Raw genomic sequence first — 17,086 nt, 5'->3', positions numbered from 1 at the left:
TGTAGTTGGTCAGGCAACCGACTTCTATAATTGAAAAAATATATGTATATCAGGCGCTTGCGCTATAGATATACGTTATAATGACTATTTATTAAATTTTTAATGAAAGGGTTTTCAGAAAGGGGTTTCATCGGAAATAACACTTGACAAATTCAAATTCCTGTATGGATTTTTCTTTCTGCATATCATGATTCCCGGACAACTTTGTTTATGGTATTCAGAACCCGCTTTTTATCACCTGACCATAATGGGGCTATAAGTATTTTTTTCGGTCCGTCTCCGGTAATGCGATGTACAACAGTTTCAGCGGGCAAAAGTTTCAGGCATTTGACAAGAATGGAGCAGTACTCCGGAAGACTGAGAACATGAAAGTGCTCCTTTTCATACTCCTCTCCAAGTTTAGTGCCTTTTAAGACATGTAAAAGCTGAAGCTTTATTCCGTCGAGTACAGGGGTCAGTTCAGAAAGATACCTGACAGTGGCAAGTATGTCCTCTTCCTCCTCCCATGGAAATCCGATTATGACATGAACTATAACGGAAAGACCTGCATCCTTAAGGCGTCTGTATGCATCATCAAATACTTTCAGCGTATAGCCTCTGTTGATTCGTCTTGCGGTTTCATCGTGAACAGACTGTAGCCCAAGTTCAATCCAGATTTTTTTATCGTATTTGTCCTGCAGTTTTCTAAGTTCTGAAATCATATCATCACTTATACAGTCAGGTCTGGTGCCTATGGAAAGCACAAGGATTCTTTCATCCTTAAGAGCATCCTCAAATAAACTTATAAGCCTCTGTGTATCGCCGTAGGTATTGGTATAGGACTGAAAGTAGGCTATAAATTTATGTCCGGAATTCTTCGGGAGCTTGGATTCAACCATTTTTATTCCCAGCTCAATCTGCTCATCAACCGGCAAAAGAGCTGCTGCAAAATCTCCGGAACCTCCTTCCGAGCAGAAGGTACAGCCTCCTCTCGAAATGGTACCGTCTCTGTTTGGACAGGAACATCCTGACTGCAGTGAGATTTTATACACTTTTTGTCCGTAAATTCTTTTTAAATATTCTGATAGAGATAAATAATACATGAAAATGATTATAGCATTTCATGTTAAAAATAAAATTGATAGAATAGATAAAGATATGTGTGTCCAAAGTTGACAAAATAAATATTCATACTTTTGCAGCACGACACTTATGTCACACAAATCCACATAGGAGTTTTAAGTATGAAAAAGAAATTCAGATTTAAACTATTGATGATTTTAGTCCTGTGTTTCATCATTTCAGCATTTTCTTTAAAGGGATTTGCCGATTTCGGAAGTTACTCCGGAGACTCGGACTACGGTTCAGACAGCTGGAGCAGCAGTGATTCCGGTTGGAGCAGCAGTGACAGCAGCTACAGCAGTTACAATTACTACGGCAGTTCCGGCAGCAGTTCAAGTGATGATTTCTTCTGGGATATACTGGTTCCTCTTATCGTATTTATCCTGATCTTTGTTTTCATCATTAAACGCGGAGATACGAAGCGTATGACAGATGCCCGTACAAGTCAGCCTGTCAGCACAACCGCACGCAGCAAAGGCAGACCTATTTCCGAGTATACAAGTATCGATCCGGGATTTGATTCCGCAGAGCTTGCAGCCAAGCTGTCCAATGTCTATGTCAAGCTTCAGAATGCATGGCAGGACAAGAATCTTGAGCCTATACGTCCTTATCTCACAGATGATTTCTATGGACAGATGGATCGTCAGCTCACTGCCATGAAGAATCATAATCAGACAAACTACATTGAGAGGATAGCAGTTCTAAGCTCAGAACCGGTAAGCTTCTATCAGGAGAATGATATGGATCATATCGTGGCTATACTTAAAACACGTATAATCGACTATACTCTCGATGACAGAACAGGCGCACTTGTATCCGGCAGCAAGACCAGGGAGAAGTTCATGACTTACGAGTATGATCTTTGCAGAAAGAGCGGAGTTAAGACTCATACAGAAAAGGGACTCAGTTCTGTAGTATGTCCTCACTGCGGTGCACCGCTAGACATTAACCAGACAGCAAAGTGTCCTTACTGCGGTTCTGTGGTAACAATTGTGAATGAGGATTGGGCTATCAAGAGCATCAAGGGTATTTCACAGCGTACAAGCTGAAAAATCCGAAACTTAAATCCTGACTCGTAAGATGATCGAAAATAAGAGGAGCCGCAAACTTCTGCGGCTCCGGAATTATTACACACTGATGATGCTCTATGTATGCACCATTGTGCTGGATCATTATATCTATATTAAAACATCGAGGTACATGTTTCATGTCATCAAATCAAAGCAGTTTTATAAAAAATACATTGCGAAATATCCCGGTAATGTTTAAATGGATGTTCTTTGGGGTAGTATCCGGAGTTATAGTGGGAACCGTATCTTCATATTTTGCAAAGGCCATAACCATGGCTGCAGCTTTTCGTGCCTCCCATCCCTTCATTCTCTTTTTACTGCCCTTGGCCGGTGTCTTTATAGTTTATTTTTATACATTACTTGGAGCACGGACACCAAAAGGAACCAACCTGGTACTGGAGGCTATTCATAACGGGCAGAGAGTTCCTCTTCGTATGACACCTCTTATCATAGTTTCCACAGTAGTTACCCATCTTTTCGGTGGTTCTGCAGGCCGTGAGGGAGCGGCCCTTCAGGTTGGAGGTTCTCTCGGAAATGCTCTTGGACGAATTCTCAGATTCTCCGAAAACGACCGCCGACGCACCATTATGTGCGGAATGAGTGCTTCATTCTCCGCACTTTTCGGAACCCCTCTGGCGGCAACCATTATGCCCATAGAGGTGAGTACTGTGGGAATCATGTACTACTCCGCACTGGCACCATGCGCTATAGCAGCTCTTACGGCCCACTTCGTTGCCGAAAAGATAAATCCCGGGGCAGAAGCAGTTATGACCCTTTCGGGAGTTACAGAATTTACATTAAAATCCTGTTTAAGCACCATACTCTTTGCTGTGCTTTGCTCTCTTGTGGCCATTCTCTTTTGTTCCGCCCTTCATGAAACAAAAAAACTTGCAAAGACTGCTGTAAAAAATTCATATCTTAGAGCGGTAATCTGCGGAGCTGTAGTCATAGGTTTAACTCTTATGGTAGGTTCTCAAACCTACAACGGAGCAGGATCGGATATAATAGCCTCATGTATAAAAGATCCCGGATTTCAAATTGTGCCTTATGCATTTCTTTTGAAGATCGTATTCACAGCGGTTACTCTTTCCGGCGGTTTCCAGGGCGGTGAGATAGTTCCTTCTTTGTTTATAGGAGCCACCTTCGGTCATGCCGTTGCAGGAATATGCAATATTTCACCTGTGATGGGAGCTGCTTTAGGAGCTGTGTTTGTATTCTGCGGAGTAACCAACTGCCCTATGGCATCCATTCTTATAGGCTTTGAGCTTTTTGGATTTGAAATGTCTTCTTATGTACTTCTGGGAGTTGCGGTAACGTATCTGTTCTCGGGAAATTACAGTCTCTATGGTTCACAGAAAATCAGGTTCAACAAGTATGAGCCAGAGGTAATTGATAAAAACGCTCATTGAATCGTTAAGATAATCTGGCAGTAAAAATTCCTTCCCGATTTCGTGTTGGCATTTAAGCATATCCATGTACACATGATATTCTTAAATACCTTATAAAAAAAAACAGTAGTATGCCGGAAACGACATACTACTGTTTTTTTACAAATTTCAAAAGTCGATATAAGAATGCTTCCATCTCCGGAGTTCCCCCGTTTTGTAAAGACATCCCCGGGATAAAACTTATGGAACTTTATCAATAACTATGCTTCCAGTGCTTTTTCATCTATGGCAAGCTTGATGCAGCCCATGATTCCCTGATCATCATTCAAAGATGCAGGAACGATATAGTGATCCATATCCGCAATTTCAGATGTTTTGATATATCCGTTAAGCATTTCTGCAGTTTTCTTTCTGATGAGAGGGAAGAGCTGTGTCTGATGCATTACCCCTCCCCCAAGAATGATCATCTGAGGACTCATAACAAGGATGATATTAACAAGAGCCTGTGCTATATAATATGCCTCCATATCCCAGACATTCATGTCATCCTTAAGCTCTATGGCCTTCTTGCCAAAGCGTTCTTCTATAGCAGGACCGGCAGCAAGCCCCTCAAGGCAGGTACCGTGGAAAGGACAGTGTCCCTTATATGTGTCTCCGCTATATGGAACCATCTTCATGTGACCAAGTTCCGGATGAAGCATACCGTGTACCAGCTTTCCGTTAGACATGATTCCTCCGCCTATACCGGTACCGATAGTGATATATACCGCATCTGTCAGTCCTTTAGCCTGTCCGTAGGTGATTTCACCAAGCAATGAGCCATTGACATCTGTGTCAAATCCAACGGGAACTCCCAATGCTTCCTTCATGGCTTTAACTATATTGTAGTTGGCCCATTTAAGCTTTGGAGTTGTGGTGAAGCTTCCGTAGGTCTCTGATCCACGATTAAGATCGATGGGACCGAATGCGGCAATTCCGAGAGCTTCGATTTTTTTATCTTTAAACCACTCTATGATCCTGGGAATAGTTTCCTCAGGTGAAACAGTAGGAATAGAAATCTGTTCAAGAATCTTTCCGTTTTCATCTCCGACAGCACAAACCATCTTTGTACCGCCTGCCTCCAATGCACCATACAACATAAACCTTACCTCTCTTTTATTTAATCTTACGAAAACATCTGTGTTTTTCGTCTGATTCGATTTTAAAAGAGTAAAAATAAAAAATCAATCCGGTAGAAATTTTATAAATTACTTTTGTATATAAAAATATCAAAAATGCTCTATTGTACGGAAAAAGAAGGAATTGATTTTTATGCCCCATCGTAAACCACTTTACTGACATTATTTCTAAAAATTTATATTATTTTTCGTTAGAAATAATACTTACTTGGATTGATGGTGTGGAAATATTTTTTTATAATCAAAGGAAGAGCATTGATATTTTTTATTCATAATGCTCTGTTTGCATTGAAATATGCACACAAAAAATAAAAGGAGAAGGACCTTCAGAGATATGTTCAAAGATATAAAAACAGACAAAATATTCAGAGCAAGACTTGACGCCCACTTCGATGAACTCAAGTGGCTTTACAGTGAGCTGTATAACAATGATAATCAGGCATTTGATTATTTTTTGTGCATGCTCCATCAATATTATGAAGAGCGTGACCCCGAACTCAGAGAGTGGGATGACGCAAGGGAAATGGTGCCCGACTGGTATCACGGAAATGAGATGCTGGGCATGCAGATGTATGTCAACTGCTTCAACAAAACTCTTAAGGGAGTGAAAGACAAAATAGCTTATCTGAAGGAAACCGGTTCCAACTATATACACCTCATGCCGCTGCTTGAAAGCCCGAAGGGACGTTCAGACGGAGGTTATGCTGTTTCGGATTTCAGAAAGGTGGATCCTGATCTCGGTACCATGGAGGACCTGAAAGATCTTGCAGAGGAGTGCCACAGAAACGGAATGAGTGTCTGCATGGACTTTGTCATGAACCACACCTCGGAGGATCATGAATGGGCCCGTCGTGCAAGAGCAGGAGAGAAGGAGTATCAGGACCGCTATTTCTTCTACGATAGCTGGTACATTCCAAATGAATTTGAGAAAACCGTGCCCCAGGTCTTCCCCACAACAGCTCCGGGAAATTTCAGCTGGTGTGATGAAGCCCATAAGGTAGTCATGACTACTTTCTACCCTTACCAGTGGGATCTGAACTATGGAAATCCCACTGTGTTCAATGACATGACCGCAAACATGCTGAATCTGTGCAATCATGGCATAGATATAGTAAGACTCGATGCTACTCCATATATCTGGAAGGCTCTCGGAACAACCTGCAGAAATCTCCCCCAGGTCCATACCCTTGTCCGTATAATGCGTATGGCCACGGAAATCGTCTGTCCCGGAACCCTGCTCCTTGGCGAAGTGGTTATGGAACCAAGCAAAGTGGTTCCATATTTCGGAACGTTAGATAAGCCTGAATGTCATATGCTTTACAATGTAACCACCATGGCAAGCACATGGCATACTGTGGCAACTCAGGATGTGAGACTTATGAAGCATCAATTGGGACAGGTATTCGCTCTTCCAAAACAGTACGTTTTTCTGAATTATCTCAGATGCCATGATGATATAGGATGGGGACTGGATTACAACTATCTGAAACAGTTCGGTGTCAAAGAGGTGGAGCATAAGAAATTCCTCAATGATTACCTAAGCGGAAAGTATTATGAATCTGATTCAAGAGGAGAGCTTTATAACGATGATCCCCGCCTCGGTGACGCAAGACTTTGCGGTACTACTGCATCTCTGTGCGGCATAGAAGCAGCTGAATATGAAAATAACCCCTGGAAGCTGGATATGGCTATAAGGCTTGATGTTATGCTTCATGCATTTCTCCTCACTCAGAGCGGTATTCCCATCATTTATTCCGGTGATGAGATAGGTCAGCTGAATGACTACAGCTACCACAGCGAACCTGATAAATGGGATGATTCACGATATCTCCACAGAGGAAAATTCAAATGGGATGAAGCAGGAAAACGCCGTTCCAAAACCTCCCGTCAGGGAAGACTTTATAAAGCCATCCGTAAGCTTGAAAAACTTCGTGCAGCCCATGATGTTTTTGATTCGGAGGCAGACTGCTGGATAGTTGAAACCTATAATGATCACATTCTCGGAATAGGCAGATATCATCGCGGAGAGAAGCTTATTGCACTTTTCAATTTCTCGGATCATGACGAGACAGCATGGATAGATGAAGTGGAAAACTATAAGGACATGCTTACAAATAAATCCCGTCCTGCATGCGCCGTAGGTATTCCTGCAAGAGACTTTGCATGGCTCTTAACGAGCTATAAGTGATAATTGACAGCATTTTGCATACAATAATCAATCGTCAGAGTATAATTTTTCAAAAAAAATTGAATTTATTAGTGAAATTATTATCAGAGTTTGGTAATATTAGTTGTGTGTCAACCGCTTGGCATATTCTAAAAAGCACTATCATTATTTCAGAAACTCTTTTACGGAGATAATATTTATTAGTGTTTAGAAAGATGGTCTATTTATGAAAACAAAACTTATTTTTGTTGATATCGACGGTACATTGACACCGGCCGGAACAAATACTCCTCCGGACAGTGCTGTTGATGTCATTAAGAAAGCTCAGAAAAAGGGACATAAGGTATTCCTTTGCACAGGAAGAAACTACGACATGCTTAAGCCGGTGCTCAAATACGGTTTTGACGGCCTGGTAGGCTGCTCAGGAGGCTATGTCACCTGTGGAGATGAGGTACTTTACGACTGTCCCATGAGCAAGGAGCAGCTGGATACAGCTCTGAATTCCCTTCACAAAAACGGTGTTTTCTGTACCATTGAAGGAAAAGACGGTTCCTTCGGAGATTCAAATCTGAAGGATTTTCTGGACACTACAGAAGGCGGAAACTCCGAGATAGAGCGCTGGAGAAAAGCCCTTAGCGAAAATCTGGGAATAAAGCCCATGAATATGTACGACGGACAGCCTGTTTATAAGGTGGTCATCATGGCAAGGGAGTCTTCTCAGATTGATGAGTGCAGATCTCTTCTTGAGAAGGATTTCAATTTTGTCATTCAGGACGTACCTGCTCACGGCTGCGTAAACGGCGAACTCATTAACAGAAAATTCGATAAAGGAAGAGGTGTAAAGCTCATTGCAGAACATCTTGGTATCCCTATGGAGGATACTATAGGCTTCGGAGACAGCATGAACGATCTTGAAATGATAGAAGCTGTGGGTGTATCCGTATGTATGGCCAACGGATCAGATAAACTCAAAGAGCTTTCGGATATTGTATGTCCTTCGGTAACAGAGGACGGACTGGCAAAAGCATTTGCAGATTTGGAACTTATCTGAGATATGTTCACTATAACAATCTGATTTTGATTGCAGGACTGATTTATCAATATGATATATGGCCCGGCAGCAGAATGTGCATTTCCGTTGTGGGAGACAGCGGATGTAAATAAATCACTTTTAGCGAGGTAGAAAAATGGCACTTGATTACAGAAAATGTGCGCAGGAAATCGTTGACCATATAGGCGGTCGCGATAATGTCGCTCAGGCAGCGCACTGTGCAACAAGACTCAGACTTGTCATCAAAGATAACAGCAAGGTAGATAAGGATTACCTTGACACTGTTGAAGGCGTAAAGGGCATGTTTGAATCTAACGGTCAGCTTCAGCTGATCATCGGAACCGGAACCGTAAACAAAGTTTACGATGAATTCCTCAGCATCACCGGCATGACAGCTGCAACCAAGGATGATGTCAAGGCAGCTGCAGCCGCAAAGCAGCCTCTCTGGAAACAGCTACTTAAGCCTATCGGAGATGTATTTGTACCTATCCTTCCCGCAATCGTGGCATCAGGTCTTATGATGGGTCTCGTAGAGGCACTCGGTAAAATTCCGGGACTCAATTTCGCAGGAACAGACTGGTATTCCTTCCTCGACATGGTAGCTAACACAGCATTTGCATACCTGCCTGTTATCGTTGCCATCTCAGCTGCCAGAGTATTCGGCGGAAACATTTTCCTCGGCGCCGTTATCGGTCTTCTTATGATTCACTCAGCTCTCACAAACGGCTGGGCTGCAGCAGACGGCTACGGTGTATGGTATCTTTTCGGAAACATCAAGATAACAGATGGCTATTCACTTCTCCAGATAAACCAGCTCGGTTATCAGGGACATGTAATCCCGGTAATTATAGCGGTTCTGTTGATGAGTCACGTTGAGAAATGGTTCCATAAGCATGTTCCCGAGATGCTTGATCTTTTCATCACTCCCCTTTGTACAGTACTTATCACAGCTCTCATCACTTTCACCATGATCGGACCTGTTTTCTCAGGACTTGAGACACTTGTTCTCAGCGGCGCAAGAGTTCTCGTTAAGAACCCTGTAGGAGCCATGGTAATGGGAGCCATCTATCCTATCACCGTTGTTATGGGACTCCATCATATGTACAATGTTATCGAAGCAGGTATGCTTTCAGATCCCGCACTTATGCTTAACACCTGGATGCCTATCGCTTCTGCCGCAAACTTTGCGCAGTTCGGAGCCTGCCTTGCAGTTGGTCTCAAAGCAAAAAACAACAAGACAAAGGTAATCGCCATCCCTTCAGCTCTTTCAGCTTCACTTGGAATCACAGAGCCTGCAATCTTCGGTGTGAACCTTCGTTTCTATAAGCCTTTCCTTGCCGGTATGGTAGGTGGTGCTGTAGGTTCCATCTTCGGAGCCATAACAGGAATCGGTGCTACAGCATACGGTGTTACAGGTATTCCCGGATACCTCACCATCAACAATATTCCGGTTTATACAGTACTTCTTCTGGTTTCCGGCGGTGTAGCATTTGCAGGAACATGGTTATTCTGGAAGGAAGAGGTAAAGGAACCTAAGAAAGCAGAGGAAAGTGCTGACAAGGGTTCAGCTGATTTCGAACAGAAGCCGGTTATAACATGTGAAGCCGGAACAGTACTTGCACCTGTAAAAGGAAACGTAATAGCCCAGGATAAAATTCCGGATGAAACATTTGCAACAGGTGTACTTGGACAAGGTGTAGGTATCGAGCCTCAAGACGAAACAGTATATGCACCTTACGATGGTGAAATTTCCTCAGTTGCAGAATCAAAGCATGCTGTTGGAATCACAGGTCCGAATGACATGGAGGTACTTATTCATGTAGGAGTTGACACCGTAGCCATGAACGGTGAGGGATTTGAGCCTCTTGTAAAAGAGGGTGACAAGGTTACTGCAGGTCAGCCTATACTTAAATTCTCAAGAAGTGCCATCAAAGCAGCAAATCATCCTGATATAGTAGTTGTTCTTCTGACAAACAGCGATGATTATAATGAAGTAAAAATTTAATAGATACTGACTGATTTTCTTCAGTATTATTCCGGATGTGAAGCGCAGGATGACAAAAATATCAAGCGCTTCACATTATTTTTTTATAATTGACGGATTTTTATCAATTTAGCCTTGTTTATTTTTGTAAACATATACTATAATAAACAAAAGTAAAAAAAGGAGATACATATTATGAGAGAAATCGAATACACAGTCAATGATCCAAACGGAATTCATGCACGTCCGGCAGGAGTTCTTGTAAAGGCCTTAAAGGCATACAACTCAAAGGTAACTATTTTTAAGGGTGACAAGAATGTTGACATGAAGAAGCTTCTTGCACTTATGGGCATGGGTATCAAGCAGGGTGATACCATCAAGGTTCAGATCGAGGGCGATGATGAAGAGGCATGCGCAGCTGAGCTTGAGAAGTCACTTAAGGAGAATTTCTGATTCTCTACTGTATTGATGATTAGGATGTGACAGCGTGTTGCTATTTCACATCATCATGAACATCTTAAAACCATAATAATCAGGCACTTCTCGGATGACCGGACGGTATTTCCGGGAGGTGTCTTTTTTTAAGGAGATAATATGCAGGTTGCAACAGGAAAGAGCGTTCTTAACGGAATCGCCATAGGAAAAATAAAAGTATATACTCCACCAAAGGTAGTTATCAGTGAAAAGCTTATAGAGGATACAGAAACTGAACTTGCCCGTTTTGAAGAGGCCAGAGAAAAGGCTATTGATCAGCAGAATGCTCTCTATGAGAAGGCTGTTATCGACGCCGGTGAAGACAGTGCCGAGGTTTTCTCGGTTCATGCCATGATGCTTGAGGATGATGACCTCATTGATGCCACAAAGGAGATAATCCAGACACAGAAGCACAATGCCGAATACGCTGTAAAGACTGCTTTCAACAATCAGGCAAGAGTTTTTGCAGAGATGGATGATCCTTATATGAAGGAGCGTTCAGCTGACATCTATGATATAGAGCAGGCTGTCCTCAATATCCTTTTCGGCATCGATCCTGAATCAATGCAGGGAAGCGAACCTGCTATCCTTGTAGCAAATGATCTTACACCATCTGAGACTGTACGTCTTGATAAGTCAAAGCTCCTCGGAATCATCACAAGAGAAGGTTCTCTTAACAGCCATACAGCAATTCTTGCCAGATCCATGGGTATCCCTGCACTTGTGCAGTGCGGTGAAGTCGCAAGCAAATGGGACGGTAAAATCGCCATCCTTGATGGTTACAATGCATGCGCATATATCGAGCCTACAGAGGATCTCATGATTTCCCTTCGCAACAAGAGAGATTCCGACCTGAAGCAGAAGGCTCTCCTTCAGGAACTTAAGGGCCAGAGCAATACAACCATCGACGGAAAGACCATTAAGGTTTATGCCAATATCGGCGGTCCTTCAGATATAGGACTCGTTCAGCAGAACGACGCAGGCGGAGTTGGACTTTTCCGTTCAGAGTTCGTATATCTCAACAGCAAGGACTATCCGACAGAAGAAGAGCAGTTCAATGCTTACAGACTGGCAGTTGAGTCCCTCGCTCCAAAGCAGGTTATCATCCGTACCTGTGATATCGGTGCCGACAAGCAGGTTGACTATATGAATCTCATCAAGGAAGAAAATCCGGCCATGGGCTGCAGAGCTATCAGACTTTGTCTTACAAGAAGAGATTTCTTCAAGACTCAGCTCAAGGCTCTTCTCAGGGCATCCGCTTACGGCAACCTGGGAATCATGTTTCCTATGATCATTTCTTCAAGAGAGCTTCACGAGTGTAAAGAACTCATTCAGGAATGTACAGCAGAGCTTGAAGAGAAGGGATACACCATTGGAAAGTACAGCATAGGTGTCATGATAGAGACTCCGGCTGCTGTAATGATCGCAGACGAGTTGGCTGAAGAGTGTGATTTCCTTTCCATCGGAACAAATGATCTCACACAGTATACCCTCGCTATAGACAGGCAGAATGCAGCACTTGACCCGTTCCTTGATACTCATCATCCGGCAGTTCTCAAGGAAATCAAGATGACTATTGAGGCAGGACACCGTCATGGTGCATGGGTTGGAATCTGCGGTGAGCTTGGATCAGACCTTACACTTACAGAGACCTTCCTTCGCTACGGTGTTGACGAGCTTTCTGTAAATCCTGTATCTATTCTTCCTCTCAGAAAAGTGATCAGAGGAATAGATCTTAGAAAGTAAAGCCAGGTTAGAAGCTTCTTAAATACTTATTAAAAGCAAAAGAGATGACTGACAAAAAATCAGTCATCTCTTTTCTTTATACAGAATCAAGCCGGATGAAGCACCCTGCTGGATTTCAGGTATCGAGTAGGGAGGATTTCATCCCCCCACTCGATGACGCGTTGGCCTTCAAAAGAATACAAGTATTCACCTGAAGGCCGTATCGCGCATAAAAAAACGGAGATGACTACAAATATAGATCATCTCCGTTTTGTCCTATAATCACTCTGCAACTGTAACCTTTGTCATAGTCACTGAAATAACAGGTGCATCCTGCCATCCTGTAGGTGTTGCCGCAATGCGGTCAACCTCATCCATGCCTTCGATAACCTTACCGAATGCTGCATACTGACCGTCAAGGTAGTTTGCATCTGCATGCATGATGAAGAACTGGGAACCTGCAGAATCAGGATCCATAGCACGAGCCATAGAAATAACTCCACGGGTATGCTTGAGATCATTCTTTACACCGTTTGATGAGAACTCTCCCTTGATATTCCAACCCGGTCCGCCGGTTCCGTTTCCTTCAGGATCGCCGCCCTGAATCATAAAGCCGGGAATGATACGATGGAATGTAAGACCATCATAAAAACCATCCTTTACAAGCTTAACAAAATTCTCAACTGTAATAGGAGCGATATCAGGATAAAGCTCAATCTTGATATCCTTACCGTCATCCATGGTAATAGTAACTATTGGATTTGCCATATTCTTTTCCTTTCATGATTAGTGCCGGCCCTTAGCAAAATCAAAAAACCGGCTGTCTGTCTCTGCATTTTACCAATTATTGAATAGTAAAACAATACCTCTGTGACAGAGTAAACGGTATTTGTTATTCCCCGATATTAATATTACTCCCCTGTAAAAGTATCCTTGATTAAATATGATTAGGCACAACTAACTTTTTAATTGACAGTTAGACGATGCTAACTTATAATTACATCAGTTAGAGATACCTAACTATATTAGATAATATGGAGGAAGATTATGGATAAGGTTTACGTAGTTTACTGGACTCAGTCAGGAAACACACAGGAGATGGCAGAGGCTGTAGGTAAGGGTATCGAGGGAGCCGGCAAGGAGGCTCAGGTGATATCAGTATCGGATGTATCCGCAGATGTACTTAAAGATGCGTCAGCATTTGCCCTTGGATGTCCTGCTATGGGAGCTGAGGAGCTTGAAGAGAGCGAAATGGAGCCTTTTGTATCAGAGGTTGAAAAATTCGCAAGCGGAAAGACCATCGGACTCTTTGGTTCATACGGCTGGGGAGACGGTGAATGGATGCGTAACTGGACAGAGCGCATGCAGAAAGCCGGTGCCACTGTAGTTGACGGTGAAGGCGTCATCGCCAATGAAACACCTGATGATGCTGCAAAAGCTTCCTGCGAAGAGCTGGGAAAGAAGCTTGCATCTGTATAAATTTACAGTTATCCCCTGTCCGGAATGACCGTAAAGAAGGATAATCGGGATAATACAGGATAACGACTCTAAAAATAACTTAATCGGGATAAACCAATGGCAGAAGAACTTAGTGAAAAGCTTTTAAGAAACTGTTCCCAGACTCTGGCGGGCCTTAAGACTGGAACCATTTTCAATATTTCAGATATACCTGTATCTGTTCTTGAATTTCAGATTGCGATACTGAGCGCAAAGCTCAATCCTATGGGTGTATATATAAAAAGGATACGAAGCAAAAAAAACAATTCTCTTTTATACGTATACCGGAAAAATCAGTTAATAAATGATCTGTGCAATGAAACTGCATGTGAGATACTCAGATCCCTTGGTTATCCCGAATGCGGAGCCACCGAAGATATCATTCTGGAGGGAAGAGTTGATTTTCTTATGAAAAGACTTTCTGATTATGATTGTTTCCCCCATGAAATAGGACTGTTTCTTGGTTTTCCTGTTGAGGATGTGGAAGAATTCATACGTAATGACGGAAGAGACTGTCTGACCTGTGGTTTCTGGAAAGTTTACTGCAATAAGGCTCAGGCGCTTAATACCTTCAGACGCTTCAGAATCTGCGCCAGAATATACGAAAATGCCGCAATCAGAAAGATTCCTATAGAGTCGATGACTGTAGCAGCATGATATTTTACTACACTCTATTTCATGTGAAAGGACTGTTCTCCGGGAGAACAGCCCTTTTTCCGGGTCTCCAAAGTTCTTGAGGGTTCTATATCGAAGGATTCCCCATAGGAAAATGTCAAAATTGTTTTTAGTTTAAATACATTCTCCGTAACGTCTTTTTTAAGCATTTTTGTGTTGAAATAACAGGATTTATGGTATCATAGAGTCTATGAGGGCCTTGCCCGGGACTATTATGAAAAAAGAGGTACCAGATATTATGTCAGAATTAAACGAAAAGATTCCATCAATGGATGACTTCAAGGACGAGCTTGAAGCTTCCTTCAAAGAGCATGCTAAAACAAAGCGTGTAGACATGAGCAAGTGGGAAAAGGTTCTTGATGATTTCGAGAATAAGAACACCATTGAAGTTGAAGTCGCAGAGGCTGTAAAGAGCGGTGTAACAGCCACTATTGATGGACTCAGAGCATTTATCCCTGCATCAAAGCTTTCTCTCGGTTTTGTAAAGGATGAAGAGTTAAAGGACTATGTAGGAAAGAAACTCAATGTCCGCATCATTACTGCTGAGCCTGAGAACAACAAGCTTGTTCTTTCCGCAAGAGATGTTCTTCGCGAAGAGCAGGAGAAAGCAAAGGAAGAAAAGACTCAGAAGATTCAGGTAGGTCTCGTAACTGAAGGTAAGGTTGATTCCATAAAGGATTACGGTGCTTTCGTAGATATAGGAGATGGTGTTACAGGACTTCTTCATGTTTCCCAGATCTCAAACAAGCGTATTAAATCTCCTTCAGAAGTACTTAAGGAAGGTGAAACTGTTAAGGTACAGGTTATCGATGTTAAAGATGGCAGGATTTCTCTTTCCATGAAGTCTCTTGAGACTGAGCGCAAGGAACGTAAGGAAAGGGAAGAACGTGAGGATTTCCGTGCAAACTACAAAGAGTCCGGTGCAGCTACCACATCTCTCGGAGATCTCTTCAAAAAGAGCGGAATCAGTTTTTCCTGATTAACTAAAATATGAAATTTTCAGAACGTCTGATTTTATCAGACGTTCTTTTTTTCGCGATAAGGCTGTCACGCGTGCGTTGTACTTGTACAAAAGCACATGTGACGGCCAACGCGGAATCGAGTAGGGCGTATTTACCCTACTCGATTATTAAACAAACAGAAAAAGAAATGAAAAAGAATCTATAACTTGCCGAATACCGGCACATCGCATATAATGGCGTGAGCTAAAACACGACATCGAATCGTCGCTGCTGTTTTCAGCACGGCGATTCTTTTTACGCTATAAAGCCGCCAGGCGGGCACTGTGTTTATATAATGCCCATGGCAGGCTGTCGCGGAATCCGGCAGGAAGTTATTTTTGCCGGATTGAAATATATTAAGAGGATTTTATGGAGACAACAGGAAGAGAAATAACTATAGATGAATTTGAAAGCTGGAAGAGAGAGGACTACTATCTCATCGATGTCCGGGAAGAACAGGATTTTCTTACAGGCAAGATGCCGGATGCTCTAAGAGTCGAGCTCTCCGATATAGCTGAAAAAACACACACTATCCCAAAGGATAAAAAGCTTGTACTTTACTGTAAGTACGGAGAGCTTTCGCTTTTGGCGGCGGAACAGCTTGCAGACCAGGGATACGAAGCCTACAGCCTTCAGGGCGGTTACGGAAAATGGGTTCTCCGTCAGATTCAGAAGGACCTTGATTCGGAGAAGAGACGGGAAGATATCGAAAAGTCCCTTAGAAAGAAGTTCAAGAGAAATATTTACAGCATGTTTGTAAAAGCCATCTGTGATTACAATCTTGTGGAAGAGGGTGATAAGATTGCAGTCTGCATTTCCGGAGGCAAGGATTCCATGCTTATGGCGAAGCTTTTTCAGGAGCTTAAGCGTCATAACAAACTTCCCTTTGAGGTTGTATACCTCTGCATGGATCCGGGATACAATGAAGCCAACCGAAAGATAATCGAGAGAAATGCAGAGCTTTTAGGCATTCCCCTTACCATCTTTGAGACCAATATCTTTGACTCTGTTTACAACATTCCCAAGTCCCCGTGCTATGTCTGTGCCAGAATGAGAAGAGGTTATCTCTATAAGGAAGCACAGAAGCTGGGTTGCAACAAGATCGCCCTCGGTCATCACTTCGATGATGTCATCGAGACTATACTTATGGGAATGCTTTATGCCGGTCAGTACGAAGCCATGATGCCGAAGCTTCACTCCACCAATTTTCCGGGAATGGAGCTTATAAGACCTCTTTATCTTATTCATGAGGCAGAGATCCAGCACTGGCGAGACTACAACAGCCTTAACTTCATTCAGTGTGCCTGCCATTTCACAGCCACATGTTCAACCTGTCACACAGATGGACAGACAAGCTCTAAGCGTCTTGAAACGAAGCATCTCATAGCTAAGCTTAAGGAATCAAATCCTTATGTTGAGAGAAACATCTTCAGCGCCATGGAAAACGTGAGTCTCAATAAGATCCTGGGATTCAAACGTCAGCATGTAAAGCACAGCTTCCTTGAGTGGTATGAGGATGAGAATAATCTGAAGATCGGAGTCCTCAATGAAGAGGAGATCCGTATGGAGGACGAAAAGAGAAAAGCCCAGGAGCTCCAAAAGGAAAAGGCCAGAATTGATTCCATGCCGAAATCAGAGCAGGCAAGAAAGAATGCGGAAGAGAACAGGAAAAATGCTAATTTCCGTAAACTGAAGCCCCAAAAAGAGAATTAACTATCGAAACAGGTTATGCATAGCGATTTAATTAATCATAGAAATCACACCAAAAGCCCAAG

At 42.7% G+C, this 17,086-nt stretch carries 14 protein-coding genes; 11 read left to right on the top strand and 3 right to left on the bottom strand.

Annotation, left to right across the window (positions count from 1 at the left end; genetic code table 11):
- Window positions 1-185: 185 nt before the first annotated feature.
- Entirely contained in the window at window positions 186-1,082 is an 897-nt protein-coding gene (locus T515_RS00345; protein WP_036606338.1) for a TIGR01212 family radical SAM protein, read from the bottom strand.
- Window positions 1,083-1,223: 141 nt separating this feature from the next.
- On the opposite strand from T515_RS00345, the gene T515_RS00340 reads away from it, so the two are divergent.
- Window positions 1,224-2,150, top strand: coding sequence for a transporter (locus tag T515_RS00340; protein WP_036606337.1), 927 nt, complete (start codon window positions 1,224-1,226; stop codon window positions 2,148-2,150).
- Window positions 2,151-2,308: 158 nt separating this feature from the next.
- Window positions 2,309-3,580, top strand: a complete 1,272-nt coding sequence (locus tag T515_RS00335; protein WP_242839290.1) for a chloride channel protein — start codon at window positions 2,309-2,311, stop codon at window positions 3,578-3,580.
- Window positions 3,581-3,819: 239 nt separating this feature from the next.
- Here the strand turns inward: T515_RS00335 and T515_RS00330 are convergent, their stop codons facing one another.
- The gene (locus T515_RS00330; RefSeq protein ID WP_036606335.1) at window positions 3,820-4,698 is read right to left on the bottom strand and encodes an ROK family protein; all 879 of its coding nucleotides are present in this window, start codon (window positions 4,696-4,698) and stop codon (window positions 3,820-3,822) included.
- Window positions 4,699-5,071: 373 nt separating this feature from the next.
- Between T515_RS00330 and T515_RS00325 the strand changes: the two genes are divergently transcribed.
- From T515_RS00325 to ptsP, 5 genes are all read left to right on the top strand, one after another.
- Window positions 5,072-6,925, top strand: coding sequence for an alpha-amylase family protein (locus T515_RS00325; protein WP_036606334.1), 1,854 nt, complete (start codon window positions 5,072-5,074; stop codon window positions 6,923-6,925).
- Between the two features lie 205 nt (window positions 6,926-7,130).
- Window positions 7,131-7,955, top strand: coding sequence for a Cof-type HAD-IIB family hydrolase (locus T515_RS00320; RefSeq protein ID WP_036606333.1), 825 nt, complete (start codon window positions 7,131-7,133; stop codon window positions 7,953-7,955).
- A gap of 136 nt (window positions 7,956-8,091) precedes the next feature.
- The gene (locus tag T515_RS00315; protein ID WP_036606332.1) at window positions 8,092-9,960 is read left to right on the top strand and encodes a PTS beta-glucoside transporter subunit IIBCA; all 1,869 of its coding nucleotides are present in this window, start codon (window positions 8,092-8,094) and stop codon (window positions 9,958-9,960) included.
- 174 nt (window positions 9,961-10,134) lie between these two features.
- Window positions 10,135-10,392, top strand: a complete 258-nt coding sequence (locus T515_RS00310; protein ID WP_036606330.1) for an HPr family phosphocarrier protein — start codon at window positions 10,135-10,137, stop codon at window positions 10,390-10,392.
- 141 nt (window positions 10,393-10,533) lie between these two features.
- Window positions 10,534-12,159 (top strand): phosphoenolpyruvate--protein phosphotransferase, encoded by a 1,626-nt coding sequence (gene ptsP / locus T515_RS00305; RefSeq protein WP_036606329.1) that lies wholly within the window; start codon window positions 10,534-10,536, stop codon window positions 12,157-12,159.
- 261 nt (window positions 12,160-12,420) lie between these two features.
- Here the strand turns inward: ptsP and T515_RS00300 are convergent, their stop codons facing one another.
- Window positions 12,421-12,906, bottom strand: a complete 486-nt coding sequence (locus T515_RS00300; protein ID WP_036606328.1) for a peptidylprolyl isomerase — start codon at window positions 12,904-12,906, stop codon at window positions 12,421-12,423.
- A 279-nt stretch (window positions 12,907-13,185) separates the two neighbouring features.
- On the opposite strand from T515_RS00300, the gene T515_RS00295 reads away from it, so the two are divergent.
- The 4 genes from T515_RS00295 to T515_RS00280 all read left to right on the top strand — a co-directional run bounded on the left by T515_RS00295 (window position 13,186) and on the right by T515_RS00280 (window position 17,024).
- Window positions 13,186-13,617 (top strand): flavodoxin, encoded by a 432-nt coding sequence (locus T515_RS00295; protein WP_036606327.1) that lies wholly within the window; start codon window positions 13,186-13,188, stop codon window positions 13,615-13,617.
- Between the two features lie 96 nt (window positions 13,618-13,713).
- Entirely contained in the window at window positions 13,714-14,292 is a 579-nt protein-coding gene (locus T515_RS00290; RefSeq protein ID WP_036606326.1) for a DUF3793 family protein, read from the top strand.
- A 256-nt stretch (window positions 14,293-14,548) separates the two neighbouring features.
- Window positions 14,549-15,289, top strand: a complete 741-nt coding sequence (locus tag T515_RS00285) for a S1 RNA-binding domain-containing protein (RefSeq protein ID WP_036606324.1) — start codon at window positions 14,549-14,551, stop codon at window positions 15,287-15,289.
- 391 nt (window positions 15,290-15,680) lie between these two features.
- On the top strand, window positions 15,681-17,024 hold the full coding sequence (locus T515_RS00280) for an ATP-binding protein (protein WP_081832592.1): 1,344 nt from the start codon (window positions 15,681-15,683) through the stop codon (window positions 17,022-17,024).
- Window positions 17,025-17,086: the final 62 nt, after the last annotated feature.

The organism is Oribacterium sp. P6A1, from assembly GCF_000702885.1.
Classification (GTDB): domain Bacteria; phylum Bacillota; class Clostridia; order Lachnospirales; family Lachnospiraceae; genus Oribacterium.
The sequence above is the reverse complement of the archived record's forward strand: the minus strand, read 5'-3'. Positions and strand labels throughout refer to the sequence as shown.